The sequence below is a fragment of the Clostridioides sp. LIBA-7678 genome (assembly GCF_056716065.1).
In genome coordinates, this window is sequence record NZ_CP196987.1 from 1789077 (window position 1) to 1815857 (window position 26781).

Below are 26781 nucleotides of genomic sequence, written 5' to 3' on the forward strand. Positions count from 1 at the left end.
GAGGGAGTAAAGTTTTATGGAAACTAAAAAAACAAAGTTTATTACAAAAGATATATTCAAAACTTCCATTATAGAAGCTTTTAAAAAGTTAAATCCTAAATATATGATGAAAAATCCAGTTATGTTTGTTGTAGAGATTGGATTTATAGTAACATTGATACTTACAATAATACCTAGCTTGTTTGGTGATGAAGGTAATAATTTAAGAGCATATAATGGGATTGTGACAATAATATTATTTATAACAGTTCTTTTTGCGAATTTTGCTGAAGCTGTAGCTGAAGGTAGAGGAAAAGCCCAAGCAGATACATTGAAGAAAACTAGAAAAGACACAGTAGCAAGGGTTTTCGATAAGCTAGGAAATGAAAAAATGATAAGTGCAAGTGAATTAAAACTTGGCGATATTGTTTTGGTAAATGCAGGAGAAGTTATTCCAAATGATGGAGAAGTTATAGAAGGAATAGCTTCTGTGGATGAATCAGCAATAACTGGAGAATCCGCACCTGTTATGAGGGAATCTGGTGGAGATTTTGCTTCTGTTACAGGAGGTACTACAGTTGTAAGTGACTGGTTAAAAATAAAAATAACAACAAAACCAGGAGAATCGTTCTTAGATAAAATGATAGCTCTTGTGGAAGGTGCTTCAAGACAAAAAACACCAAATGAGATTGCCTTAAATACCTTGTTAGTAGGGTTAACACTTATATTTATGGTTGTTTTAATCTCTCTTTATCCAATGGCAAATTATGCAGGTGTAAAGATTCCAATTTCTACTATGGTAGCACTTTTGGTTTGCTTAATACCAACTACTATAGGAGGCTTATTGTCAGCCATTGGTATTGCAGGTATGGATAGAGTAACTAGATTCAATGTAATTGCAATGTCAGGAAAAGCAGTAGAAGCTTGTGGTGATGTTGATACTATGATTTTAGATAAGACAGGTACCATTACTTATGGAAATAGACTTGCGTCAGAATTTATAGCAGTTGGAAATGCAGATTCAAAAGATTTAATAAATTATTCTGTTATGTGTTCATTAAAAGATGATACACCAGAAGGAAAGTCTATAGTTGATTTAGGTGTGAAATTAGGTTCAACAGGTAAAACAAAAGAGGCAGCTGAAGCTGAATTCATAGAGTTTTCTGCACAGACTAGAATGAGTGGAATTAATTTAGCTGATGGTAGAGCTATAAGAAAAGGTGCTTATGATAGTATAATAAAACGAGTAAAAGAATATGGTGGGGTAGTACCAGAAGATTTAGAAGAAAATGTAAACAGAGTGGCTAAATTAGGAGGAACACCTTTAGTAGTGTGTGTGGATAATGAGATATATGGGATTATCTACTTAAAGGATACTGTAAAATCAGGGCTTGTAGAAAGGTTTGCTAGACTTCGTGAGATAGGAATAAAGACAATAATGTGCACAGGGGATAATCCTTTGACAGCAGCTACAATTGCAAGAGAAGCTGGAGTAGATGGATTTATTGCAGAATGTAAACCAGAAGATAAAATAGATGCTATAAAGAAAGAACAATTAGAAGGTAAAATAGTAGCTATGACAGGTGATGGAACAAATGATGCTCCTGCACTTGCTCAGGCAGATGTAGGTCTTGCTATGAACAGTGGTACAACATCTGCAAAAGAAGCAGCAAATATGGTAGATTTAGATTCAGACCCAACTAAGATATTAGAAGTTGTTGAAATAGGAAAACAACTTTTGATAACTCGTGGAGCTTTGACAACTTTTAGTATAGCAAATGATGTTGCAAAATATTTTGCAATTATACCAGCTATATTTACTCTTGCGATACCTCAAATGGAGATATTAAATATAATGAAACTTTCTACATCATTTAGTGCGATATTATCAGCTTTAATATTTAATGCTATAATAATCCCTTGTTTAATACCTCTTGCAATGAAAGGTGTAAAATATAGACCTATGAAGTCACAAGCTATGTTAATGAGAAACATGATTATATTTGGTCTTGGTGGGGTTATAGTACCATTTTTAGGAATAAAATTAATTGATTTATTAATTACACCTTTAGTAATGGTTCTTAATTTAGGTTAATAAATGGAGGATATAAAAATGAAAACATTAAAACCAGCATTGCTTGTAAGTCTTGTATTGTTAGTTGTTTGTGGACTTGTATATCCACTTGCTTTAACAGGTGTAAGTCAAGTTGCATTTAGAGATAAAGCTAATGGAAGTATGATAGAAGTAAATGGTGTAAAAGTAGGTTCAGAACTTATTGGTCAAAACTTTACAGATGCAAGGTTCTTTAAGGGAAGAGTATCATCAATAAACTATAATACTTATACAAAAGAAGATTTAATACCAGATAAAGATGGAAATACATCTTATGGAGGTGTTTCATCAGGTTCTTTTAACTATGGAGCAACAAATCCAGAACTTCATGATAGAGTACAAAAAGATATAGAAAAATTTTTAAAGGATAATCCAACTATTAAAAAAGAAGATATACCAACAGACTTGCTTACAGCATCAGGTTCAGGACTTGACCCTAATGTAAGTCCAGCTTCTGCAAAAGTTCAGATACCTGCTGTAGCAAAAGCATCAGGAATATCAGAGAGTAAATTACAAAAAATTGTAGATGATAATACTTCTAAAAAACTTTTTGGAGTATTAGGTGAAGATAGGGTAAATGTATTAAAGGTTAATGTAGAGGTTGCAAAGATATTAGGTCTTATATAGTATTTTGTAGGGGTTTTGTAGCAAAGTACTGCATATGGCTCAGTTTAAAGCTTTATATTTAAAAGGTGAAAATCGATAATGATTTTCACTTTTTTTGTTTGAACATTACTAATATTTGGAATAAAACGATTGTAAGTATAAAATCCAAAAAAAGGTTGCATTATCAAAATGATAATACTATAATATATTTATCGTTATCAATTTGATAATAGATTTAGACATATAGGAGGAAGTAGTATGTTATATAATAACGCATTAGAGTTGATAGGAAACACACCTGTAGTAAGGTTGAACAATTTAGGATGTACTAACGGGTGTTCTAACATATATGTAAAATTAGAAAAAGTAAATCCAGCAGGAAGTATAAAAGATAGAGCAGTGTATGAAATGCTAGAAGGATTAGAGAAAAGAGGAGAATTAAAAAAAGGAGATGTATTAGTAGAAGCAACTAGTGGAAATACTGGTATTGCATTATCTATGATAGGAAAATTAAAAGGATATGAAGTAGTAATAGTAATGCCTGAGACTATGAGTGTTGAGAGACGAGATTTGATGAAGGCTTATGGATCAAACTTGGTACTTACAGATGGAAAAGCTGGTATGGCAGGTTCCATAGAAAAAGCAAATGAGCTTTTAAGAGAAAATCCAAACTATAAGAGTTTAAAGCAATTTGAAAATAAAGATAATCCAAACGCACATTATAAAACAACAGCAGTTGAAATTATGAATGATGTTAAAGATTTAGATATATTTGTATGTGGAGTTGGAACTGGGGGCACTTTAATAGGAACTGCGAGATATTTAAAGGAGCAAAATCCAAATATAAAAATAATCGCGCTTGAACCAAAAAAATCTCCAGCTATATCAGAAAACAAAACTGGACCTCATAAAATACAAGGAATAGGAGCTAATTTTGTTCCTGAAAATTATGATTCCAGTGTAGTTGATGAAATAATATTAGTAGATGATGAAGATGCATTTGACACAGTCAAATTACTTGCAGCAAAAGAGGGAATTCTGGTAGGTATATCTTCTGGAGCTAATATATTTGGTGCTATGGAAATGGCGAAAAAATATCCAGATAAAAAGATAGTAACAGTAGCTCCAGATGGAGTAGATAAGTATATGTCCATGGGACTATTTTAAAAATTTTATTTTAGGGAGTGAATACTTTGTTTAAGAAAATAAATAAAGATATTGAATATATAATGAAAAATGACCCAGCAGCTAGATCTAAAGTAGAAGTCTTTTTACTTTATCCATCAGTACATGCAATGATAATGCATAGGATGGCTCATGCTCTTTATAAGAAAAAGATGCTTTTTACAGCAAGATTAATATCTCAGATATCCAGATTTATGACTGGTATAGAAATACATCCTGGAGCTAAAATGGGAGAAGGTATATTAATAGACCATGGAATGGGTGTTGTAATTGGAGAAACAGCAGAAGTAGGTAACAGAGTAACAATATATCAAGGAGCTACTTTAGGAGGCACAGGAAAGGATACTGGAAAGAGACATCCAACTGTTGGTGATGATGTATTGATTGGAGCTGGAACAAAAATACTAGGACCTTTAAATGTTGGTTCTAATTCAAAAATTGGTGCAAATTCAGTTGTTGTCAAGGATGTACCTAATGGAGCAACCGTTGTTGGAATACCTGCAAAAATAGTAAAAATAAGAAATTTAGAACCTGTAAAAAAGAATAAAAAAGAAGTGTCCTATGAGTATGATGAGTTAGATAATGTGTATTATATATAGATTTGATATGACTATAAAATAAATTTTATGAAAATTATTTTAAAAGGTATTTTTTTCAAATCTGAGGACATAATAAAAAAGAACTAAATGTTAAAGTTTTGGTTCATAAATCTTTGACAAATAAGATTTTAAATTTGTAGCGTTTAGGAGGATTTTATTATGAAAGCAGATGTTAATCAAGATACTTGTATAGGTTGTGGATTATGTCCATCAATATGTCCAGAAGTATTTGATATGAATGATGATGGTAAATCACATGTTATAGTTGATGAAATACCAAGTGATGCTGAAGAATCAGCAAAAGAAGCTAGAGAAAGCTGTCCAGTTGATGCAATAGATGTGCATTAATAAAATAAATGCCTATAAAAATTGAATTTTCGATTTTTATAGGCATTTTTCTTTTATTGGGTTAAAATTTCAAATCCTGTTTCTGTAATTAAAACCATACATTCCCATTGAGCAGATAATTTACCATCTTCTGTATAGATAGTCCAATTATTTTCTTCATCAACAAAAATTTCATGAGTACCCTCATTTACCATTGGCTCTATTGTAAATATCATTCCAGGAACTAATAACATTTCAGTTCCTTTTTTAGATACATAACTTACAAATGGGTCTTCATGGAAGCTTAATCCAACTCCATGACCACCAATTTCTCTGACAACAGAGTATCCATTTTCTTGAGCATAGGAGTTAATAGCATCACCTATATCACCTAAGAATCCCCATGGTTTAGTAGCATCAAGACCTTTTTGAACACATTCTTTAGTGACCTCTACTAATTTTCTTGCATTTTCTTTAACATTTCCTATCATAAACATTCTTGAAGCATCTGAGTAGTATCCATTAAAAATAGTAGAAACATCTACATTGATAATATCTCCATCTTTTAAAATAATATCTTTACTAGGAATACCATGACAAACTTCATTGTTTATAGATGTACATACACTCTTAGGAAATCCATTATAGTCTAAAGGAGCAGGAATAGCTCCATTTTGTAGTGTAAAGTCATGGACTAATTTATTTATATCTTCTGTAGACATTCCAATTTCAATTTTATCTGAAATATAATCTAAAATTTTTGTATTTATTACTGCACTTTTTTTTATTTCTTCAATTTGTGTTGGATTTTTTATAATGTCATGGGTTGGCACAATATGGCCTAACCTTGCAAATGAATCTATTTTATTATCCATATCCATATGGCATTTTTTATATTTTTTAGTACTTCCACACCAACAACTATCATTTCTATTCAACTTCATAGTTCTTCATCCTTTTTCTATTATTTATTTAAATTATGGGTCACATAAACTATTTTAAAACATAGCCACCATAAATATTATAACATAAATAATAAGAATCTTTTAATGATAGCACTTTATTAAAAATATAAATTGTATCATTGTGTCATTATTGATAAAGAGAATATAGTTAAATGTATTATTGGAAGTTAGAGTATTTAATATTCTAATTCAAGCTGTTCAAGAAAATCATATGTTAAAGGACAATTTTCTTTTAAAGTATTTCTTGAAACATCATCGAGATAGTAGTGTACAAATGATTCTGCAAAAAATTCTTCTATAAACTTACTAATGTAGGCATGTGCAACTTGTTTTGGGTCGTAAAGTTTATATCTTTCTTGAGCAAATATTTCCATAAATTCCTCTGAACTAGATTTTTTGTTTAAAACATTTTTATCTATAGCATGTGCAGTCTCATGTAGTTCTAAATTTTTAGCTGAATGTACATTTGCATAACTAGGATTACTGTAGCCTATTTTAACTACTATAGAATTGTTTCTATATATGCCAGGCACATCTTTCCAAGTTTTACCTGATTTTACCCAGCATGGTGGTAATTGATGTTTTAAATCTTTAAATTCTGGCTCATCAGTTAAGTTTGAATTTATCAATTTTATTTTTATATCCTTTTCTTTAAGTGTTTGCAAATACTTAATATTTATATTTGCAAGTCTATTTTTCATATTTTCGACTTCATCTTTATCATAGTCTAAATCGTTTGGAAGTATAAGCATTTGTTCAATTATGCCTAGGTTATTTTCTTTTATATCTTCATCTTTTTCACCAAATTCAGATTGAAGAGTATCATTTTCATATATAGTTATGTTTGTACTGTTTTCCATAGTATAAGAGTGGATATTTTCTAAATCTAAAATATTCATTTGATGTAAAATATTTTTTGTTTCACCACTCCAAAATACTAAAGAAAGTGAATTAAAGTCAATCAAAGGATTTTCTTTTAGTTTTGTCTCATTACTTATATCAACATCAAATACATATTCAATACAGTCTTCTATACTAAGAACATCTGTATTCTTTTTAATGTATAAATATGCTTGTTTTAATTCTATATAAATGTCATCTAAAGATTCGTCATAAAATTCTGATAAATTTTTTCTGAAGAGTTCTTCACTTAAAAGTTCATTTTTATCAGTTATACTTTCAATTAAAGTGTTAATTTCTTTTATCATATCAGAAATACTTATTTTTCTATTTGCTTTTTCATTAGATACATTGCATGGCGCAAGAGCAATGCAATAAAAATCTTTTTCTTTTTTGTAAAAGGCTTTAAGTGATTTTGACAAAAGTGTAAAATCCACACCTATCTGTAGATTAACTTTAATTAATTCCTTTTGAGTTAATTTAGTATTATTGCTTTTAGCTATAATTAAATTGTTTTCCATAATCATTGCCCCCTTTTTATTAGGGTATCATAATTTTTTTATATGTGTCAATTTATTTTTTTGAAAATTATAATTTTTTTGAAAATTTTATTTTTTATAATTTGTGAATTTTTTGTTACAAAAATAAATACGTTATTATTATGTCAAAATTTAGCGTTAGATTTATATAAAATAGATTTTATACACATGTATTAGATAAAATTAGTCCTAAGAAGATTGCATATGCAAAATACATGCCATTTCATCAATTTTATAATATAATGTTTATATATTTAATAAGGATGTGATTTGAAATGTATTTTACATATATTATAAGATGTAAAGATGACTCTCTATATACTGGATATACCAGTAATATAATCAGAAGAATGAATGAACATAAGTCGGGAATTAATTCAAAATATACAAGAGCAAAAGGATTTAAAAAACTAGAAGTTTATTTTGTAACCAATACGAAAAGTAATGCAATGAAATTGGAATGTTATATAAAGAAATTAACTAGAAGTAAAAAATTATATATAATAAAAAATCCAGAAACGTTTATAGATTTAATTGATAATAAAGATGCTTATCTTGTTGGAAAAGAAATAGAACAATTAATGTAAACATTAATATTATAATAAGTGTATATTATGTAAAAACTTGACAATAAATACTATTGTACTATAATGAAGTTATAAATATAATAAATTAAAGTAGCTAGGGGAGCCAAGAGCTGAGAGGTATACCGACCCTTACACCTGATCTGGATAATACCAGCGTAGGAAAGCTTAGTATAAAACTTAAGTGTATATTATTTACTATATATGCGATTTCTAAGCTATACCTATTGTAGGTATAGCTTTTTTAATTAAGTTATTTAAATTAAACTTTAGGAGGGAATAAATGAGTAATTATAAAATACCAACACTTACAATAGCTGGGTCAGATTCATCTGGAGGAGCTGGAATTCAAGCTGATTTGAAGACTTTTAGTGCAATTGGTACTTATGGTATGAGTGTAATAACAGCTATAACAGCACAAAACACTCAAGGGGTTCTTGCAGTAGAAGATTTAAGTAAGGACATAATAAAAAAGCAGATAGAGGCAGTATTTGAAGATATACCTCCAAAAGCTGTAAAAATAGGAATGGTTTCAAGTCCTGGGATTATACTTGAAATAGTTGAAAATATAAAGAAATACAATCCAAAATATTTGGTAGTAGACCCAGTAATGATATCTAAAAGTGGATATTATTTATTAAAGCCAGAAGCAAAAGAAAATTTAATTAAATACTTGATGCCACTTGCATACATAATTACACCAAACATCCCAGAGGCAGAAGAAATCACAGGAATAAAAATAAATAATATAGATAATATGAATAGAGTAGGAAAAGAAATACTAAAGCTTGGTCCTAAGTTTGTCCTTATGAAAGGAGGACATTTAGATGGAGAAGCAGTTGATATTTTAGTTGGTAAAAATATGTTTAAAGTTTATAAAAGTGAAAGAATTGATAAAAAAAATACACATGGAACAGGATGTACATTATCTTCTGCAATAACCTCTTATTTAGCTTTAGGTTATGAAATAACAGAAGCAGTAAATTTAGGCAAAATCTATATAACAGAGGCAATAAAAAATAGTTTTGATATAGGTCATGGAGTAGGACCAGTGCATCATTTTTATAAATTTGAATAATAAAAAATTGTTGGAGGTAGACTATGTATAATTTAATTGAAGATGTAAAAGAATCAAATCCACTGGTAATTCATTACACTAATAATGTAACCATAAATGATTGTGCTAATGTAACCTTAGCCATAGGAGCAAGTCCTCTTATGAGTTTTTCATATGAAGAAGTAGAAGAAATGGTGAGTATAGCAAACTCTGTAGTAATAAATATAGGAACAATGAATTCAAATATGTTAGATTTATTTTTATTAGCAGGAAAAGCGGCAAATAAGTACAATAAACCTGTTATATTAGACCCAGTTGGAGTATTTGCAAGTAAAGCTAGGGCAAAACTTACAAGCAAACTCTTGAATGAAGTCAAATTTAATGTAGTTAAGGGTAATATGGCAGAAATAAAGTTTATAGGTGGTTTTGATGTAAGGGGAAAAGGTGTAGATTCATTTGATGAAGAAGAAGACTCCACTGATATAATAAGAAAAGTTTCTGAAAAACTTGAATGTATCGTAGTAGCAACTGGAAAAATAGATATAATAACAAATGGTAAAGATACATATAAAATAAACAATGGAACTGATAAATTAAAAGGCATTACAGGAACTGGATGTATGACTGCTAGTTTAATTGCGAGTTTTATGGCTGTTACTGAGAATACATTAGAAGCAGCTACAATGGGTGTTCTTACGATGTCTTTAAGTGGAGAGTTGGCAAATTTAGACAATCCACCAATAGGAACATTTAAAGAAAATCTTATGAATACTATTTACAAAATGAATATAGATACTTTAAGCAAAAATTCTAATATTGAATTTTTAAACGAATAAGGCTTTAAGAGGAGACTTAAAATGATAGATAAAGAAAACTTAAAAAAAGACTTAAAATTATATTTAGTAACTGATTCTGAAATGCTTGAAGGTAGAGATTTCTATAAGTGTATCGAAGATGCAATAGCTTCTGGAATCACAACCGTACAACTTAGAGAAAAAAATGCTCCTGGGAGAGAGTTTTTAAAAAAAGCTATGAAACTTAGAGAAATAACTAAAAGATATGGAGTTAAGTTTATAATAAATGACAGAGTTGACATAGCACTTATCTGTGATGCAGATGGAGTACATGTAGGTCAAAGTGATATTGATGCGAGAGAAGTTAGAAAGCTTATAGGAGATGATAAGATACTAGGAGTATCAGCAAGAACTTTAGAAGAAGCTATATGTGCAAAAAATGATGGAGCGGATTATTTAGGTATAGGGTCTATATTTACAACATCTACTAAATTGGATGCAAAATCAGCTTCATTTGAAACTGTCAAAGAAATTAAAGAAAAGGTAGATATACCATTTGTACTAATTGGAGGCATAAAACTAGACAATGTAGATAAACTTAAGAGCTTAGACAGTGATGGATATGCTATAATCTCTGCAATATTAAAGGCTAAGGATATATCTAAAGAAGTGGAAAAATGGACATTAAAAATATAAAATTAGTTCTAATAGTGTAAAAAATGGAAAAATTTGATATAATTTAAGAGTGAAATTTAAAAAGTTATAAATGATAAACTTTTCTACATATACTTTTTAATCAAGATATATGTAGATTTGATTAAAAGGAGTTATGAATGATTAGGATATTGTTAGTATGTGTTGGAGGTATGTCTTCTACTCTATTGGTAAATAAAATGGAGAAAGATGCAAAAAAAAGAAATATAGATTGTAGAATATGGGCAATTGGAGAGGGAAATATAAAATCAGAACTTGATAATTTTGATATTTTACTTCTTGGACCACAGCTTAGATTTATGTTTGATGATGTAAAATCTATAGTAGGAGATAGAGCTCCAGTATCTGTAATAGATATGGTGAACTATGGAACTTGTAATGGACATGCTGTGTTAAATTCAGTTTTAGAAATATTAAAATAAAGCATCTAAAGTGAACTCTATATAATAGAGTTCACTTTTTATTATAGATTAGTAAATTAACTTACCATTTCCTTTTTTAGCCTCCACATAGCAAGTGAGAAACTTGCACAGCATAATATTAAGAATAGTAGAATAACAGGTAATATATCTCCAATAAGAATAGTCTCACCAAATATTAAACTACGTAAAGCATTAATAACATGAGTAAATGGATTGAGCATAACGGCTATTTTTAATCCTCCAGATAAGTTTTCTATAGGGAAAAGAGCTGAGCTTAAAAAGAAAATAGGAAGTACAATTGCAGTCATAATTGTTTCATAAATTATTTCATTTGGTAACAATAGACTTATGGAATATGCTAGACTTGATAAAAAAAATGCAGTCATAAATATTAGTACTATCATAAGCATAATTCCTCCAATACCAGATTCTATCTTTACTGAGAAGAATATACTTACTACACATAAAATAGTTACTTCTAAGAAAGAAACTAAGATAGCTTCTAGTAATTGACCCAAAACAATTGAATATCTACTAATCGGTGCAATCAAAACCCTATAGAAACTTCCACTGTTCTTCATTATGAAGTTGATGATACCACCACTACTACATGAAGAAAATACAACTAGTATAATAATACCTGGTAGTATAAAAGCGGTATAATTACTAATATTCATATTATTCATAGTTTGATTTGCAATAGAGCTATAAAGTACAAGCCAAAGAAAAGGTTGTAATATAGTAACTATAAATGATATTGGATTTTTAAAACGCCATTTCATACTACGCCATAAGATATTTAACATTCCCATTCCTCCTTTAAGCCTTTTTTAGAACTTGTTAATGCTAAAAAAACATCTTCAAGACTTGGTTCTACAATTTCTATTGCATCAAATTTTATGTCATGTTCTAAAAGCCACTTATTTATTGAAGTAAAAGCAACTCTACTATCCTGTACACTTATAAAAATCGAATTTTCTCTTATACTCATAAACTTGACCAATCCAGTATTTTTAATTTTATCTTTATATTTTTTTATATCTTTTATATCATGAAAAACTATACGCAGTATATTTTGTCTAATGTAACTACGTAAACTGGATGGCGTTCCATGTGCCAAATCTTTTCCATTTTTCATAATACAAATGCTATCACTCAATTGTTCAGCTTCTTCAAGATAATGAGTAGTTAGAAATATAGTTGTGCCATATTCATCTCTAATTTTTAATAACATATCCCACATAGCTTTTCTTGAGTCTACATCCATACCAACAGTTGGTTCATCCAGAAATAGAATCTTAGGAGATGATACCATATTCATAGCTATATCTAATCTACGCTTTACTCCACCAGAATATGATGAAGTGGGATATTTTAAGTAGTTAGATAACTCAAATTTATCAATTAAAGATTCTATTCTTTGTTTTGCAATTTGTGGTTCTACTTTATACATCTTGCTTTGAAATACCATATTTTCCATAAGAGACAGGTGTTCATCAATAGAGACTTGTTGTGCTACACAAGCAATTTGAGTACGTATCCAAGAAGGATTATCTACTAAATCTTTTCCAAAGACTGTTACATTTCCAGATGTAGGTTTATAAAAGGTGGTCAAAATGTTAATAAGAGAAGATTTACCAGCTCCATTAGGACCAAGTAAAGAAAAAATCTCTCCAGCATTTACATTAAAACTTAGACTATTTAAAGCTTTTACACCATTTTTATACTCTTTTACTAAATTGTCTATTTTAATCGCTAGCATATGTTATTCCTCCTCTTTAAGTGGAAATATGATTTCTGTAATATATTTATCTGGATTTCCTTTTATCAGCATACCTGGTCCTTTAATGAATACTTCTCTCCAAGGAGTTTGTATTTCTATATTATTTTCATGAATATATTTAAATATCATTTCATACGTTTTTGGCAAATTACTATAGGCTCCTATGTGAGTAAAAAACAAAGCTTTTGTTTTAGGAAATTCTTTTATGGTTACACCAATACGATTTGGAGTTTCTGAAGTCGGAACACATAGTTCCATTTCTCCAATACCAGTTTTTTGGTCAACATTATAGTAGCAAAAGAAAGGAGCTCCATTAGATTTTCCTTTTATAGATTTAAATACATTTGGAAAGTATTTTGTTGCTTCAGTCATAGGGCCATTATAACGCATAGTAGCTACTGTGACTGGTTCAATATTTTTAATTTCAATTTTATAACTCATTTGTTTACCTCCTAATATATACCAATATTCTTATTAGATTTTTAATTGTTAATACATATAAAACTTTTAAATGATTGATAACATATAATCTTATCTCATTCACTTGTTTTCAAGTCTAACATAACATAAAATATATATCCTCTCATTTGATGCTCCATTTTGTAAAGTTATAATTCAAGCTTTACTTTTAATGTCTTAATAAATTAAAATAAAATGTAAATTATAAAAAGGTGTTTACAAACTAAGTGTATTAATCGTATAATACACTTAATAGAATATTAAATAAAATACGAGCTAAAGGTGTATTTTTTTAAAGCAAGTGTACTAACGTATTAATACACTAGAATAGGAGGAAGCATGAATTTTGAACTAGATAATACAACACCCATTTATTTGCAGATAATAAAATATATAAAAAGACAAATAGTAATTGGAGCTTTGAGACCAGGAGAGACGATACCATCGAGAAGAGAAATGGCACTTAATCTAAAAGTAAATCTAAATACTGTTCAAAGAGCATATAAGGAGATGGGTGATATGAATATAATAAATACTTTTAAAAACTATCAAAGTAGTGTAACAGTTGATGAAGATATACTAAAAAACTTAAAATTAGAGTTGATAAATGAATCTTTATCTATTTTTATAGAAAATATGAAAGCAATAAAGGTTACTAAAGAGGAAGTTTTAAAGATAATAGAAGAAGAATACTAGTCTTTTAACAATTATAAAACTTAATTAAAAAAATTTATTGTACAAGCATATTAAATATGGAGGGTACTAATTATGATAGAAGTAAAAAATGTCAGTAAAACATATAAAAGGATGCAAGGTCTTAAAATAAGAAAGATAGATGCTTTAAAGAATGTAAGTTTCAATATAGAAAAAGGTAAAATAACTGCATTACTTGGGATAAATGGTGTTGGTAAATCAACAATGTTAAAAGCAATAGCAGGTCTTATAAATATTGATAGTGGAGAGATTCGTATAGATGGAGAAAAAATAAATGAAAAGATATATAATAAATTAGCATTTGTTCCAGATGTAGAATCTCACTTTAGTAATACGACAATAAAAGAAACCTTTGAATTTATGGAGATTTTTTATCCAAAATGGAATAAAGAGAAGTCAAAAGAAATGATGAACATATTCAAATTAGATGAAGATGAAATAATAGATAATTTATCAAAAGGAAATATTGCAAGAGTAAAATTAATTCTTGGATTTTGCCAAGACCCAGAATATATACTACTTGACGAACCATTTACAGGAATTGATTTATTTAAGAGGGAAGAATTTATAGGAGTAATAGCACAATATATGGAGGAAAATCAGGCTATTATCATTACTACTCATGAAATAGTAGAAATAGAAAGTTTAGTTGATGAGGTTGTAATTCTTGATGAAGGTAATGTTATAACTTCATTTAATGCAGAGGAATTAAGAGAAATAGAAGGTAAATCTATATTAGATAAGATGAGGGAGGTATATAAGAATGAATAAACTTCTATATCTAATAAATGTAGATTTAAGAAGAAGTAATAAATTTTACATAGCTTATATATCATTTTTTTCATTAATTACGCTTAGTTTAAATTTATATGAAATGAATAAACTTAAGAATTCTAAATTTATTCTAAACTTAGCAGTAGAGAATTTTGGTGGTATATTTTATGGAATAGGGATACTTAGTAATATTAGATTTATCCAACATATTCTACTCTTTGGGATGTTGGGAATGTTTGTATACTATGTTTTTATGTGGAAAAGAGAGTTTTTTTCCAAAAATCAAAGTATTTACACTCTTATGATGCTACCTCAGAATAAGTTTAAGATTTGCATATCTAAGTCAATTGCTTTGATAACAATGATATATGGTTTTTTGATAAGTCAGATAGCGACATTGTTTGTATGTAAGTGTATATTTAATTTTATCTTTAAAAATGTGCCAATAATAAAGGTGCCTTTTGCGCAAGATTTATATTATTCAACTTTGAGGAGTATACCTGTTGATTTTATATCTTTCATGGTGATTTATGTATTTTTATTACTTATAGCCATTTCTCTTGTAAATTGTTGCATATTATTTATATTTTCTTATATAAATAAGTTTTATGTGCTTTTAGTTACTTTTGTAGTTCTAATAGGTCTATATTTTTCAACAGTATATATAAATATAATCAATTTATTTAGGAAATATTATGTGTTCATTGGAACACAATTTAATACTTTAGTAGCTGGTGTGCTAAGTTTTTTAATTATAATGTTTATTCTAAATGGAATATCTTATTTACTAATTAAAAAGAAAGTATCTCTTTAGGAGGGGTGGTATGAAATTAAAATCTAAAGCACCTATACTTATTATATTTTTGACCGTAGTAATATATTTTAGTATAGGTTTATTAAATAATGAAGACAATTTGAAGATAAAAACTATAAAAGGTGACCCAGATGAATTAGACTATATAAACATAAAGTTTGGATATGATTTTAATGGATATATAAATTCATATTATACAATAAATGGAAGTAATAAAATTAAAAAGACTGAATTAGTAAAACCACAAAAAGAGAGTGAGAATATAAATAATTTAATTGATGTATCTAGTGGTTCCGATTTAATTACTCATGTTGGTTTTGAAATGAATGATAATTCAAAAGATATAAATTTTGTTATAGATGAGAAAAAAGAAGATTTGGATAAAGGAGTATTTGCATCTGAAGGAAGTGATAAAGACATTGAATATGAAAAATTAGATATGAATAATTTTAAAAGAACAAAATATAAGGTAGATAAAAGTACTGATGATTATTATACAAAGGTATTATCATCAAAAAGATATAAAAAAGACTTATATGTGTCTGTATTTTATGGTGCGATAGGCGATTCGTCAGAAATCAATAAAAAAGGCTTAAGCACCATAGATATAATAAAAATTAACCCAAAAAATAAAAAAATACAGACGGTAAAAAGTATAAATTTAAGTAATTATTTTTTTGAAAAATACTCAGATGTTGATACTATTCGTGTAGGTTATGCTAGTAAAGGACAAGATAAAATGTATATTTTAATAGAAGTATTAAAGGCAGATATGGATGGTAATAGTAACTCTGAAATTACTTTACTTGAGCATTTACTTGAGTATAATGTTGAAGAAAATAAAGATAAAATAATAGAATTAAAAACTGATGATAGAATGAATAATTTAGTAAAAGCAAGTCTAAAAGATAGTAAATTATATATGGTAATGTCAAATGATTATGATGACAGTCCAGGCACAAAGTTAAGTTTATTTACCTATAATGTGCTTGATAACAGCATGGATGAAGATAAGTATGTTTTAGAGGACAAAGAAAAAAGAGGTATTAAAAATGTTGAAATTGACTCAAATAAAATCATTGTATATACATCAAAACTAGACCCTGTGTTACCTTGGGATGATAAATTTATGTTGTATATAATAAATAAAAACTCTAAGGAAATAGTATACGAAGGAAAATTACAGTTTAACACTTCAAATAGTAATTTAGAATTTGAAATAAAGTAGGTGAATTAATGAAAGATTTAATGAAATTATTCGAATTTGAATTAAAAAGAAATATAAAAAATTATATACTTATAATTATTTGTTGCTGTTCTTTTGTAATTTTAAATATAGTAAAGAATTTAAATGACTATAATTATATAATAGAAAATGCAGTTAAAGATGAGCAATTAACGAAAGTAGGAAATACAATAGAAACAATAAATTTTACAGGTTTCTCAAGCTTTAGAAATATAATGAGTTCTACAGAAGCATGGTTTATGTTTGGTATAATTGCATGTATTTGCTATGCTTTTTTTATTTGGTATAGGGATTTTGATGGGAAAAGTAAATCTATATATACACTTATAATGCTTCCCAAAAATAGAATTAATATTTATACATCTAAGTTATTAAATATATTATTTCTAGTGTATAGTTACACAATAATATTTACAATAATTTTATTTGTTTTAAATAAATTATTACCTAATTATATGCTTGGAAATATTGCAAGCTACGGTTTTGTGCAAGATACAATATATAAGTTAAAAATGTTACTTCCATATAGTTTTAAAATACTATTTGTGGAGTATATATTTTTACTGATAGGATTTGTGTCTGTAGTGTTTACATCAATTCTTATAAATAAATCTATTTATAAACTAAGAACTTTAATAAGTTTCATGTTTTTAGCTTTGGAGATTTTAGTATTTATAATCTCTGTGGAATTTGTTATACCTTATGAATATAGTAATATATTTATTGTCTTGTATTCAAGTATAAACATATTTATGTGTAGTTTTATATCCAATAAACTTTTGAAACAGAAGATTGATTTTTAGGGGGTGTATTATGAAAGAAAAAAATATAGGAAAATATACAATATGTTTTATAATAGTGTGTTTATTGATGATTATAATGACTTCAATATTGAGTTATTTTAATAAGGACAAACTATCTGTAAATACTTTAAATGGTAATATAAAAGATATAGGAAAAGTAAGTTTAGTATATACACCTAATATAAATAAATTTTCTTATGAAGAGGTAATTGTAAGTAAGAATGGAATAAAAAATGATACAAGTCCTAAATCAAGAATTGGAAATGATTATTTGAATATCGATAAAAAATACAGTGATTTTATTAATAATAAAGGATATGAATTTGTATATAAAGATGATTTAAATATAGGAGAAGCATATACCTATATTAAGCCTACTTTGGGACAAGAGAATAATAATTTAAATGATTGTATAAAGATTTCAAATAAAAATTTAAAAAATGGTGTAGAAGAAAGTTTTGATATTAGTTTAAAACAATCTGATTTTAAAAAAAATAGTTGGCAAACTGTGTTTAATAAAATATATAAAGGAAACTTATATATGGTAGTTAGTGAAACTAATCTTTCAGGCTCTAAAGTCAATAATATTTGCATATTAAAGATAGATATAAAAGATAAGTCTTATAAATTATTAAATAGATTTGATTTAAACTTACATAATGACTATAAACAAAGTATACATGAAATTAAATTTTCTATAGGAAGCAAAATCTATTTGGAAATGGTAAGTAATAAGAGTACAAACGGAGATATTGAAGGGCATGATAATTATTCTAACCTTATTATATATGATATAGAAGATGATACTTTTAATATTAGTAATAAATTTATGGATAATCTAAATCAAGAAAAAAATGCCAATTCAAAAGAAATGGGTTTATTAAGCAAAACGAAGTTAGATTATATTGTTAAGAACAATAAGTTAAATCTTATAGCTACAGATAGGAGTAATTTTGTAATTAATCTTGTTTATGATATCAACTCAAATGATATTAAGCTAGAGGATTATGAGATACTTGATTTTAAAGTAGATTATAGTGATACATCATCTGGAATTAGGAAAGTTAAGTTATTAGATGATAAGATATATTCTATTTCAAGCATAAAAGATACTCTATCAGGAGGAAGAAAGGGAAGTAAAGAGGTTTTTGATGTAATTGGAACGAAACCAGTAAAATTTCAGGTATTCGATAAGAAACTTAAAAAGACATTATATGAAGCTGAGCTAATAAATGGAGATGTAAATATACACGATAAGTTATTTTTTGTTGCAAATTAGATGATATTATTAATTGCATTTCTTTAGATTGATATATATTTGCTATATATTAAATGGAAATAAGATGGGATAATCTTTGATTATTTCGTCTTATTTTTAAATTTAATATAAAGGTGCTTTTTAATATTTTTTTATATTGTATATCATCATTTAACTTGTATTTAATTTACTTAGATTTGAAATAGGATGAGTATAGTGGTAAAATTAATTATTAGAATATTAAAAATAATAAATAAATAATACATTATACTTAAAAAGGGGGAGCACTTTAAAATGAACAAAAAATATATTAAAGCAGGAAATCTAATTGATTAAAAAATAGCTACGCACACTTGTGACTTTAGTCGTGAGTTAGTAGCTAAAATAGTCAGCATATAGGGAAACTTATATGTAGAGATAGGATAGAACCTATCCAATACTACCTGAATTGCTGGAAACCCCTAAAGCTAACCAAACTAAAACATAAGGATGAAATAAACCTAAGTGTGAAAGTTACGAAAGTAGAAAAAATTGGTTAGATAGTATAAGGTTAAACCCTAAGTACTTTAAAATGGACAATCAGCAGGTAAGCTCCGAATAGGAGAAACTTCAACGACTATTCCTCTTGAGGGAAGTACACTACAAGCTATTGGTAGTGGAAGTGGGTAGGCCTTAACAGATAATGCTGAAGGATAAGATATAGTCTGTGCTTACATGAAAGTGTAAGAAGTTCATAAGAGAACTGCATAGGTAGTAGCGAACTTATGTGAACGACAACCTCAAAAATGATAAAAGTTAGGACTTACGGTTCTTAAATATGTTATTTAGAAATAAATATAAAACCTTCGAAATAATTGTTTTAGATAATTACGTTTGTTAATATTATAATGAGTGATGAAAAATAGAAGTTACTCGGATATGTATATTAATAATCATAAAAAACAATTAAAGTGAGGTGATAGTAGTGGAAAAAGCATATAAGTTTAGAATGTATCCAAATAAAAAACAGCAAGAGTTAATTAACAAAACTTTTGGATGTTGTAGATTTGTATATAATAAATATCTTGCTAAAAAAATAGAAGTTTATGAAAATAATAAAGAAACTTTTACTTATAAACAGTGTAGTTCTGATTTGACCAACTTAAAAAGAGAATTAGAGTGGCTTAAAGAACCTGATAAATTTTCACTACAAAATACCTTAAAAGATTTAGAAAACGCATATAAAAAATTCTTTAAGGAAAATACAGGGTTTCCTAAATTTAAATCAAAGAAAACTAATAGATTTTCATATAGAACTAACTTTACAAATGGAAATATTATGCACCTTGGTCAATATATAAAATTACCTAAACTTGGTATGGTTAAAGTAAGGGATAAACAAGTACCTCAAGGAAGAATACTTAATGCTACTATATCCAAAGAACCAAGTGGTAAATATTATGTATCATTATGTTGTACTGATATAGATATTGAAGCATTTGAAAATACTAATAATCAGATAGGTTTAGATTTAGGAATTAAAGAATTTTGTATCTCAAGTTGTGGACAATTTATAGAAAATCCTAAGTATCTTCTAAAGTCATTAAATAGACTTGCTAAATTACAAAGAAAACTATCGAGAAAAACAATTGGTAGTTTAAATAGAAATAAAGCAAGATTAAAAGTTGCAAGACTTCAAGAACATATAGCTAATCAAAGGAAGGATTTTCTACAAAAACTATCTACTAAATTAATACGAGAGAATGATATTATTTGCATAGAGGATTTACAAGTAAAGAATATGACTAGAAATAGTAAACTATCTCGCTTAATTTCTGATGTGTCATGGTCAGAATTTGTTCGTCAATTAGATATAAGGCTAATTGGTATGGTAGACAAATTGTAAGGGTAGGTAAATTCTTTGCAAGTTCACAAATATGCAATAAATGTGGGTACAAAAACGAGGAAATGAAGAATTTAAGTATAAGAGAATGGATTTGTCCTTGTTGTAATGTAACTCATGATAGAGATATAAATGCAAGTATAAATATACTAAAAGAAGGACTAAGACTAATAAGAGTTTAAAATAAATAACTTATGTAAGAACCGTAGGAACTATGGGGATAGCCTGTGGAGAATTGGTAAGACATATTTCAGTATGCAAAATTCTATGAAGCAGGAATCCTGTGACTTTAGTCATGGGAGGTTCAGGGAACAGGAAATAGCATTATGAAAAATAAGGGGGTAATTATTGAGGGAGATACTATAGTTGAAATTGAAGACATAAGAGAAGATTTGGATGGATATGATGTATATGATTACTTAGATAAAACTGTTATGCCAGGAATTATGAATTGTCATGTTCATTTGACAATGGAGCCAGTTGGAAATCCAAAAGTTTATTATGAGAATGTATCAGATGTAGAGCTTGTGGTAAATACAATAAAACAACTTGATGCTTACTTGGATTCAGGAGTAACATATATTAGAAGTTTAGGTTGTCCTAAATATGTGGATGTACAACTTAAAAAACTTGTAGATAAAGGGTCTATAGATGGTCCTGGTATAGTTGCTTCAGGTCCAGTTATATGTATGACAGGAGGACATGGATATTACTTTGGGATTGAGAGTGATGGTATAGATGAATGTAGAAAATCAGCTAGAACAGTCTTAAAGAATGGAGTAGACTGTGTAAAGATAATGGCAACTGGAGGTGTAACGACTGATGGTGTTGAGCCAGGTTCACCACAATTGACTTTGGAAGAAATGAAGGTTGCTGTAGAGGAGGCTGTAAAAGCAGGAAAAATAACTGCTACGCATGCACAAGGTAGAACTGGTATAAAAAATGCAGTACTTGCAGGAATAACTTCTATAGAACATGGTGTTTATTTAGATGATGAGATAATTGATTTGATGCTAGAAAGAGAAACATACTTAGTTCCAACTGTGGCTGCTCCATATTTTATTCTAAATGCAGGAAAAGAAAGTGGAATAACTGAGGCGACTCTTAGAAAGTGTGAAATTGTCGCTATTCCACATAAAGAATCATTCTTAAAAGCGTATAAAAAAGGAATTAAAATTGCAGTTGGCTCTGATGCAGGAACTTCTTACAATGAACATGGGAAGACATATTATGAAATGAAACTAATGTCAGATTATGGTATGGATAATATGGATGTAATAGTGGCTGCTACAAAAACTGCATCTGAACTTTTAAGAATTGATAAAAATTATGGAACTTTAGAAAAAGGAAAGAAAGCAGATGTTATAGTTGTAAATGGAAATCCTATAGATAATATAGATGTATTAGCTGATGTATTAGCAGTATTTAAGCTTGGTAAAAAAGTTAGATAGAAGTCAATATAAAAATAAAAAAGAGCGTCTAAAGTTATTTTTACATAGGCACTCTTTTTTATTAACAATAATCAAATATTTTATATTTTAAAAACTATATGCTATTTTATATTTAAATATAGTACTTTAAAATTGTTTTATGCAATATAATCTATAGAATCTACACATACAAAGTATATTCTTGAGTCATTAGAGTTTCCAAGTACTAAAACATCATTTTTCTTACCTAAAACTTCAACACCAGTTAGAACTAAACTACCAGCTACTACAGTAACTTGATTATTTATTTTAGAAGTATAAAGGTTGTCAAGTATACCTTTATTACAACAACAATCATCACAATCACAGTTGCAATTACAATCTTTATATTGTTTTTTATCAAGATAATATCCTAAAGCTGCCACAAAATCATTATAATCTCCAGGTGCAACATTAAAAGCAACAGCTTTAAGAGAACATAATGATGCTAAATCTACAGTTGTTAGTGGATTGATTGTAGCAATTATATAATCAATTATATCATCAAGTATTGAATTTAATATACCTCCTAGGTCTATATTAGCAGGTACTGCTGCCTCTATAAGAGCAACTAATTCAGCTATACCTGGAATAGTGCCAATTGAACTAACTAATCCGCCAAGTGTCAATGGAATTGGTTTAGGATAATATATTTGACCAGATATATCTATTAAATCGCAGTTACAAGCTGAAAATCTTTTAAAAGTAGCATTAAGTCCAGATAGATTATCTTTTGGAGGTAGAGAGTAATCTATACCTACTAAATAAGCACCAACTATAAAGAAATCTGAAATAAAAGCAAACTGATTAAAATTAACAAAAGGTCTTATAGCATCATATCTTAAAAGTTCTAATGCATCTTTCATACTTTTTTTGCAGCAGCAATGTTCGACTACTTTAGGTTCTTTACATTTGTTTGGATAATTATAGTATCTATCCTCTGTTTGATAATTGTCATAATATCTATCCTCTATTTGATAGTTGTCATAGTATCTATCATTTGTATTTATATAACCTTCTTCATATTCTTGAGAAAATCTAAAATTTTCTCTACATTTATTATTTTCCATTAAATGAACTCCTTTTTTATTTTGATTTGAATATATAGATGATTAAGTTTATCTATATAGTAATATTATATTTAATATGTAAAAAAATGTTACAAAATATATTATAAAAGAATAAAAAAAGGTAATTTGTCAAATTATAGTGTGAATTTCTAGGATACTCTATTTTAAAACAAAAAACTTTATATAAAAAAGGTTTATATGTTATATTTATATAAATATATCTATAAACAAGAAGGGAGCAATTTAATAAATGATTGAGGTTAATAAATTATGCAAGTCTTTTACAAGGGTCGTAAAAGATGATAAGAATAAAAATTCAATAAGAAAGTTAAAGAAAATAAAAACTAGAAAAGAAGAGTTTCTTGCTGTGAATAATGTTTCTTTTAAAGTTGCAGAAGGAGAGATTGTGGGAATATTAGGTCCAAATGGTGCAGGAAAAACGACTTTGCTTAGAATGTTAGGAGGAATATTAACACCAACATCAGGAGATATACGTGTTTCTGGATATGATTATTCAATAGATAGAAATTCAGCAAAAAAAGAAATAGGATATTTGTCTGGAAACACAAAGTTATATGGAAGACTTTCTCCTAGAGAGCTTCTAACAACTTTTGGAAGCTTATATGAAATGACAAAAGAAGATATAGAAGAATCGATTGAAAATGTTATAAAAATAATGGATATGAGTGAATTTATAGATAATAGAATTGAGAATCTATCAACTGGTCAGACTCAAAGAACGTCTATAGCTCGTTGTTTAATACATTCTCCAAAGGTGTACATTTTTGATGAACCAACATTAGGGCTTGATGTTTTAAGTAGTGCATCTATAATAGACTTTATGAAGAATGAAAAACTAAGAGGTAAAACAGTTCTTTATTCAACTCATTATATGGAAGAAGCAGAAGCTTTATGTGATAAGATTTTTATGATTCACAATGGAAAAATAATTGCATCAGGAACACCAAATAGTTTGAAAGAGGAATCTGGAGTAAACAACTTGAGAGACGTATTTATAAAACTTGCTAGAAAGGAGGAAGTTTAGATGAGAAGTAAGATTGTAAAATACATATTTAAAAAAGAAATGTTGGATATATTGAGAGATAAAAAGACATTATTTATGATGATTGTTTTACCACTTCTTTTGTATCCTTTACTTATGCTATTAATGATGCAGGTAATGAATATGTCTGCAAATAGTATGAATAGCAAGGATATTAATATAGCCTTTGATAATAAACCAAATAAAGTATTAGTATCGATGATTGAAGATAATAATTTAGGTAAAGATACTGAAAGCAAAGATAATGTAAATGATAAAGGAAAAATAAGAATACTTGATGTTGATGATTATAAAAAGTCATTAGAAGAAAATAAAATTGATGCTTATATAAAGATAGAAGAAAAACAAGCATCTACAAGTTATAAAATATATATGAATTCTTCTCAAGAAAACTCTTCTAATGCAGTAAAGAGAATAGAAACTGTTTTAGATAAATACAAAAGACTTACTGTAGAAAAAAAATTATCTGATAAAGGTTTAGATGTACAATCTACATTAGAGCCTTTAACATATAGCACTGTAGATGTTGCAAAGACAGAAGAAGTAGCAGGATATTTTTTAGGACAAATATTGCCATTCATACTGATAATAGGAGTCTTGCTTGGTTCAATATATCCAGCAATAGATGTTATGGCTGGGGAAAAGGAAAGAGGTACATTAGAAACTCTATTTACGCTTCCAATATCAAATTTAGAATTGGTTATGGGAAAATACATGGCTGTTTCTCTTAGTGCAATAGTAACAGCAATTTTAAATATTTTATCTATGGGATTGACTATGGCATTTATTTTAATTAGTGGAGGTCTTAGCAGTCAACTTGGCTTTGGAAATTTCAATTATGGAGATTTAATTTTACCAATTGTAACTACTTTAATCTGTATATGTCTGTTTTCAATGGTAGTAGCAGCAATAAGTATGTGTGTATGTTCACTTGCAAAAAGTTTTAAAGATGCTCAAAACTACATAACTCCTCTTATGTTAATTATTATGATACCATCATACGTCTCTATGATACCAAATATAGTGTTGGATAGGGTAACATCTGTAATACCTGTGGTAAACATATCACTACTTATAAAAAGTGTATTATCTTTTAAAAGTGATTTAAATTTAATAGCTTTAGTTTTGGTATCAAATATAGCTTTTGTTATATTGGCAATCATATTACTATCTAAGATGTTCAATTCAGAGGAAATACTTTTTGGTAATAGTAAGAGTTTTTCTTTTTTAGAGAAAAGATGCAATATAAAAAAAGGCTCTATACCAACTATAAGTGATGGTATTATTTTATACGCAGTGGGATTAGTTCTTTTAATTTATGTTGGTTCTTTAGTACAAATTAAATTTGGTATGGGTGGTATCATAATAACACAATTTATGATAATTTCATTACCATTAATATTTGCATACTATATTAAAGCTGATTTTAAAGAAGTGTTTAGCTTGAGAGTTCCTAAGTTAAAACATATACTTGGCAGTATTGTACTTTGGATTGGTGGATATATTCTTATTATGATTATAACACAACTAATTTTATTCTTGTTTCCTCAAAACATGGAAGTTGCTGAAAGTTTAAACGAAACCCTGTTTATGAAAGATAAGTTTTTATTAAATTTACTAACAATAGCTTTATTGCCAGCTATATGTGAAGAAATATTTTTTAGAGGATTTATATTTTCTTCATTTAGTAAATCAAAAGATAAGAATAAGTCTGTTAAGTTGGCTATAATATGTAGTGGAGTATTATTTGGTATTATGCATATGGATTTTATAAGAATAATTCCAACCTCTATACTGGGTATTATATTTGCATATAGTGTATATAAATCTGGTTCCATATTTGTATCGATGTTATTACATTTTTTAAATAATGGTATAGCAATTGTAGTAAGCCATTATACAACTGGAAATGTAGCCAATCTGTACAAATTTATTGAGGTCGATTTTGCCAATTTAAATATACTTAAATTTGTCTTAATTCTTTTAATAAGTTTTATATTAGTTGCATTGGGAGTAAGAATTTTATATAGAAAATCTTTAAAAAGTTAAATGTAGATTTACTATACATATTAAATATTGATTAGCACTAAAGTATATAAATATATCTTATATATAAAATACTTTAGTGCTATTTTATATATTCTCTTTATCTTTTAATTATATAAACTCTTTATTGTTTCATTTATATAATATTTTCATTATATAAATGAAACAATAAAGAGTTTTAATTTTATAGATTTATAGTTAAAAAATCAATTATGAGGAGATATATTAAAAAATTTAAATTAGATATTTTTTAATTTACTTAGGGATAAAATTTAAAAATTAGTTTGTCGAAATAAATATAGAAAGAAAAAACAGAAAAAATAAAGTATGAATATGTTGCAAATACTATATTTTGGGAAAAAGTAGTCATTTCTTGTAAAATGGATAGTTTATATTTATTTTAAATTTCATGAAATTTTCAGTTACTATAATTATAGAATGTAGTATATTAGTTGTCTTAACTATTGATTTATACATTTCATATCGGTATAATATAAAATAAATTGGATTATTTTGGTATATAATTATTGATAAAAGATACTTATTTTTCTTCAAATTATCTGAAAAATTTTATTTTTATATTATAATTTTACTATTTTCTTTTCAAAGCTATCCA

The 26781-nt window shown here is 27.6% G+C and carries 25 protein-coding genes, 1 pseudogene and 1 riboswitch; of the genes and pseudogenes, 20 read left to right on the forward strand and 6 right to left on the reverse strand.

The window, feature by feature from the left end; translation table 11 throughout:
* The first annotated feature begins 16 nt into the window (after positions 1–16).
* The 5 genes from kdpB (at position 17) to ACTG46_RS08705 (ending at position 4830) form a co-directional block, all read left to right on the forward strand.
* Positions 17–2074, forward strand: coding sequence for a potassium-transporting ATPase subunit KdpB (gene kdpB, locus ACTG46_RS08685; RefSeq protein ID WP_479923942.1), 2058 nt, complete (start codon positions 17–19; stop codon positions 2072–2074).
* Positions 2075–2092: 18 nt separating this feature from the next.
* Positions 2093–2719, forward strand: a complete 627-nt coding sequence (locus ACTG46_RS08690; protein ID WP_479923943.1) for a K(+)-transporting ATPase subunit C — start codon at positions 2093–2095, stop codon at positions 2717–2719.
* A 237-nt stretch (positions 2720–2956) separates the two neighbouring features.
* Positions 2957–3865 (forward strand): cysteine synthase A, encoded by a 909-nt coding sequence (gene cysK / locus ACTG46_RS08695; protein WP_479923944.1) that lies wholly within the window; start codon positions 2957–2959, stop codon positions 3863–3865.
* Positions 3866–3891: 26 nt separating this feature from the next.
* Entirely contained in the window at positions 3892–4482 is a 591-nt protein-coding gene (gene epsC / locus ACTG46_RS08700; RefSeq protein ID WP_074179035.1) for a serine O-acetyltransferase EpsC, read from the forward strand.
* Between the two features lie 159 nt (positions 4483–4641).
* Complete coding sequence (locus ACTG46_RS08705) at positions 4642–4830, forward strand: ferredoxin (RefSeq protein WP_021384372.1); 189 nt, start codon at positions 4642–4644, stop codon at positions 4828–4830.
* A gap of 53 nt (positions 4831–4883) precedes the next feature.
* On the opposite strand, the gene ACTG46_RS08710 is transcribed toward ACTG46_RS08705, so the two are convergent.
* Complete coding sequence (locus tag ACTG46_RS08710) at positions 4884–5753, reverse strand: methionyl aminopeptidase (RefSeq protein ID WP_479923945.1); 870 nt, start codon at positions 5751–5753, stop codon at positions 4884–4886.
* Between the two features lie 197 nt (positions 5754–5950).
* Complete coding sequence (locus ACTG46_RS08715) at positions 5951–7195, reverse strand: anthrax toxin lethal factor-related metalloendopeptidase (protein WP_243193027.1); 1245 nt, start codon at positions 7193–7195, stop codon at positions 5951–5953.
* Positions 7196–7488: 293 nt separating this feature from the next.
* On the opposite strand from ACTG46_RS08715, the gene ACTG46_RS08720 reads away from it, so the two are divergent.
* The 5 genes from ACTG46_RS08720 (at position 7489) to ACTG46_RS08740 (ending at position 10784) form a co-directional block, all read left to right on the forward strand.
* Positions 7489–7800, forward strand: a complete 312-nt coding sequence (locus ACTG46_RS08720; protein ID WP_479923946.1) for a GIY-YIG nuclease family protein — start codon at positions 7489–7491, stop codon at positions 7798–7800.
* Between the two features lie 86 nt (positions 7801–7886).
* A riboswitch (TPP riboswitch) is annotated at positions 7887–7979 on the forward strand.
* 101 nt (positions 7980–8080) lie between these two features.
* On the forward strand, positions 8081–8875 hold the full coding sequence (thiD, locus tag ACTG46_RS08725) for a bifunctional hydroxymethylpyrimidine kinase/phosphomethylpyrimidine kinase (RefSeq protein WP_479923947.1): 795 nt from the start codon (positions 8081–8083) through the stop codon (positions 8873–8875).
* A 23-nt stretch (positions 8876–8898) separates the two neighbouring features.
* Positions 8899–9690 carry a hydroxyethylthiazole kinase gene (thiM, locus tag ACTG46_RS08730; RefSeq protein ID WP_479923948.1) on the forward strand — a complete coding sequence of 264 codons (792 nt, stop codon included), beginning with the start codon at positions 8899–8901 and terminating at the stop codon, positions 9688–9690.
* Positions 9691–9711: 21 nt separating this feature from the next.
* Positions 9712–10344 (forward strand): thiamine phosphate synthase, encoded by a 633-nt coding sequence (thiE, locus tag ACTG46_RS08735; protein ID WP_054270086.1) that lies wholly within the window; start codon positions 9712–9714, stop codon positions 10342–10344.
* 137 nt (positions 10345–10481) lie between these two features.
* Positions 10482–10784, forward strand: coding sequence for a PTS sugar transporter subunit IIB (locus ACTG46_RS08740; protein WP_074179039.1), 303 nt, complete (start codon positions 10482–10484; stop codon positions 10782–10784).
* A gap of 56 nt (positions 10785–10840) precedes the next feature.
* Here the strand turns inward: ACTG46_RS08740 and ACTG46_RS08745 are convergent, their stop codons facing one another.
* Genes ACTG46_RS08745 through ACTG46_RS08755 form a run of 3 tightly spaced genes read right to left on the reverse strand, consistent with a single transcriptional unit; the run spans position 10841 to position 13008 of the window.
* A complete protein-coding gene (locus ACTG46_RS08745) occupies positions 10841–11590 on the reverse strand; it encodes an ABC transporter permease (RefSeq protein ID WP_479923949.1) in 750 nt (249 codons plus the stop codon).
* Positions 11584–12546 carry an ABC transporter ATP-binding protein gene (locus ACTG46_RS08750; RefSeq protein WP_479923950.1) on the reverse strand — a complete coding sequence of 321 codons (963 nt, stop codon included), beginning with the start codon at positions 12544–12546 and terminating at the stop codon, positions 11584–11586. The genes ACTG46_RS08745 and ACTG46_RS08750 overlap by 7 nt, the downstream gene beginning before the upstream one ends.
* A 3-nt stretch (positions 12547–12549) precedes the next feature.
* On the reverse strand, positions 12550–13008 hold the full coding sequence (locus ACTG46_RS08755; RefSeq protein WP_054270090.1) for a GyrI-like domain-containing protein: 459 nt from the start codon (positions 13006–13008) through the stop codon (positions 12550–12552).
* A 357-nt stretch (positions 13009–13365) separates the two neighbouring features.
* On the opposite strand from ACTG46_RS08755, the gene ACTG46_RS08760 reads away from it, so the two are divergent.
* The 8 genes and pseudogenes from ACTG46_RS08760 (at position 13366) to ACTG46_RS08795 (ending at position 21968) form a co-directional block, all read left to right on the forward strand.
* Positions 13366–13722, forward strand: a complete 357-nt coding sequence (locus ACTG46_RS08760; RefSeq protein ID WP_054270091.1) for a GntR family transcriptional regulator — start codon at positions 13366–13368, stop codon at positions 13720–13722.
* 72 nt (positions 13723–13794) lie between these two features.
* A complete protein-coding gene (locus ACTG46_RS08765; protein ID WP_054270092.1) occupies positions 13795–14511 on the forward strand; it encodes an ABC transporter ATP-binding protein in 717 nt (238 codons plus the stop codon).
* Positions 14504–15328, forward strand: a complete 825-nt coding sequence (locus ACTG46_RS08770) for a hypothetical protein (protein ID WP_054270093.1) — start codon at positions 14504–14506, stop codon at positions 15326–15328. The genes ACTG46_RS08765 and ACTG46_RS08770 overlap by 8 nt, the downstream gene beginning before the upstream one ends.
* Before the next feature lie 10 nt (positions 15329–15338).
* Positions 15339–16556, forward strand: coding sequence for a hypothetical protein (locus ACTG46_RS08775; RefSeq protein WP_479923951.1), 1218 nt, complete (start codon positions 15339–15341; stop codon positions 16554–16556).
* 8 nt (positions 16557–16564) lie between these two features.
* Entirely contained in the window at positions 16565–17377 is an 813-nt protein-coding gene (locus ACTG46_RS08780) for a hypothetical protein (RefSeq protein WP_479923952.1), read from the forward strand.
* A gap of 10 nt (positions 17378–17387) precedes the next feature.
* Positions 17388–18656: a hypothetical protein gene (locus ACTG46_RS08785; protein WP_479923953.1), complete on the forward strand. Its 1269-nt coding sequence runs from the start codon at positions 17388–17390 to the stop codon at positions 18654–18656.
* Positions 18657–19590: 934 nt separating this feature from the next.
* Positions 19591–20699: pseudogene (gene tnpB, locus ACTG46_RS08790) on the forward strand (IS200/IS605 family element RNA-guided endonuclease TnpB).
* 144 nt (positions 20700–20843) lie between these two features.
* Complete coding sequence (locus ACTG46_RS08795) at positions 20844–21968, forward strand: metal-dependent hydrolase family protein (RefSeq protein WP_141668765.1); 1125 nt, start codon at positions 20844–20846, stop codon at positions 21966–21968.
* A gap of 137 nt (positions 21969–22105) precedes the next feature.
* Here ACTG46_RS08795 and ACTG46_RS08800 read toward each other — a convergent pair whose 3' ends face one another.
* The gene (locus tag ACTG46_RS08800) at positions 22106–23056 is read right to left on the reverse strand and encodes a CotA family spore coat protein (protein ID WP_479923954.1); all 951 of its coding nucleotides are present in this window, start codon (positions 23054–23056) and stop codon (positions 22106–22108) included.
* Positions 23057–23306: 250 nt separating this feature from the next.
* Between ACTG46_RS08800 and ACTG46_RS08805 the strand changes: the two genes are divergently transcribed.
* Together ACTG46_RS08805 and ACTG46_RS08810 are read left to right on the forward strand one after the other, a co-directional pair.
* On the forward strand, positions 23307–24101 hold the full coding sequence (locus ACTG46_RS08805; protein WP_479923955.1) for an ABC transporter ATP-binding protein: 795 nt from the start codon (positions 23307–23309) through the stop codon (positions 24099–24101).
* On the forward strand, positions 24102–26168 hold the full coding sequence (locus tag ACTG46_RS08810; RefSeq protein WP_054276572.1) for an ABC transporter permease subunit/CPBP intramembrane protease: 2067 nt from the start codon (positions 24102–24104) through the stop codon (positions 26166–26168).
* Positions 26169–26781 lie beyond the last annotated feature (613 nt).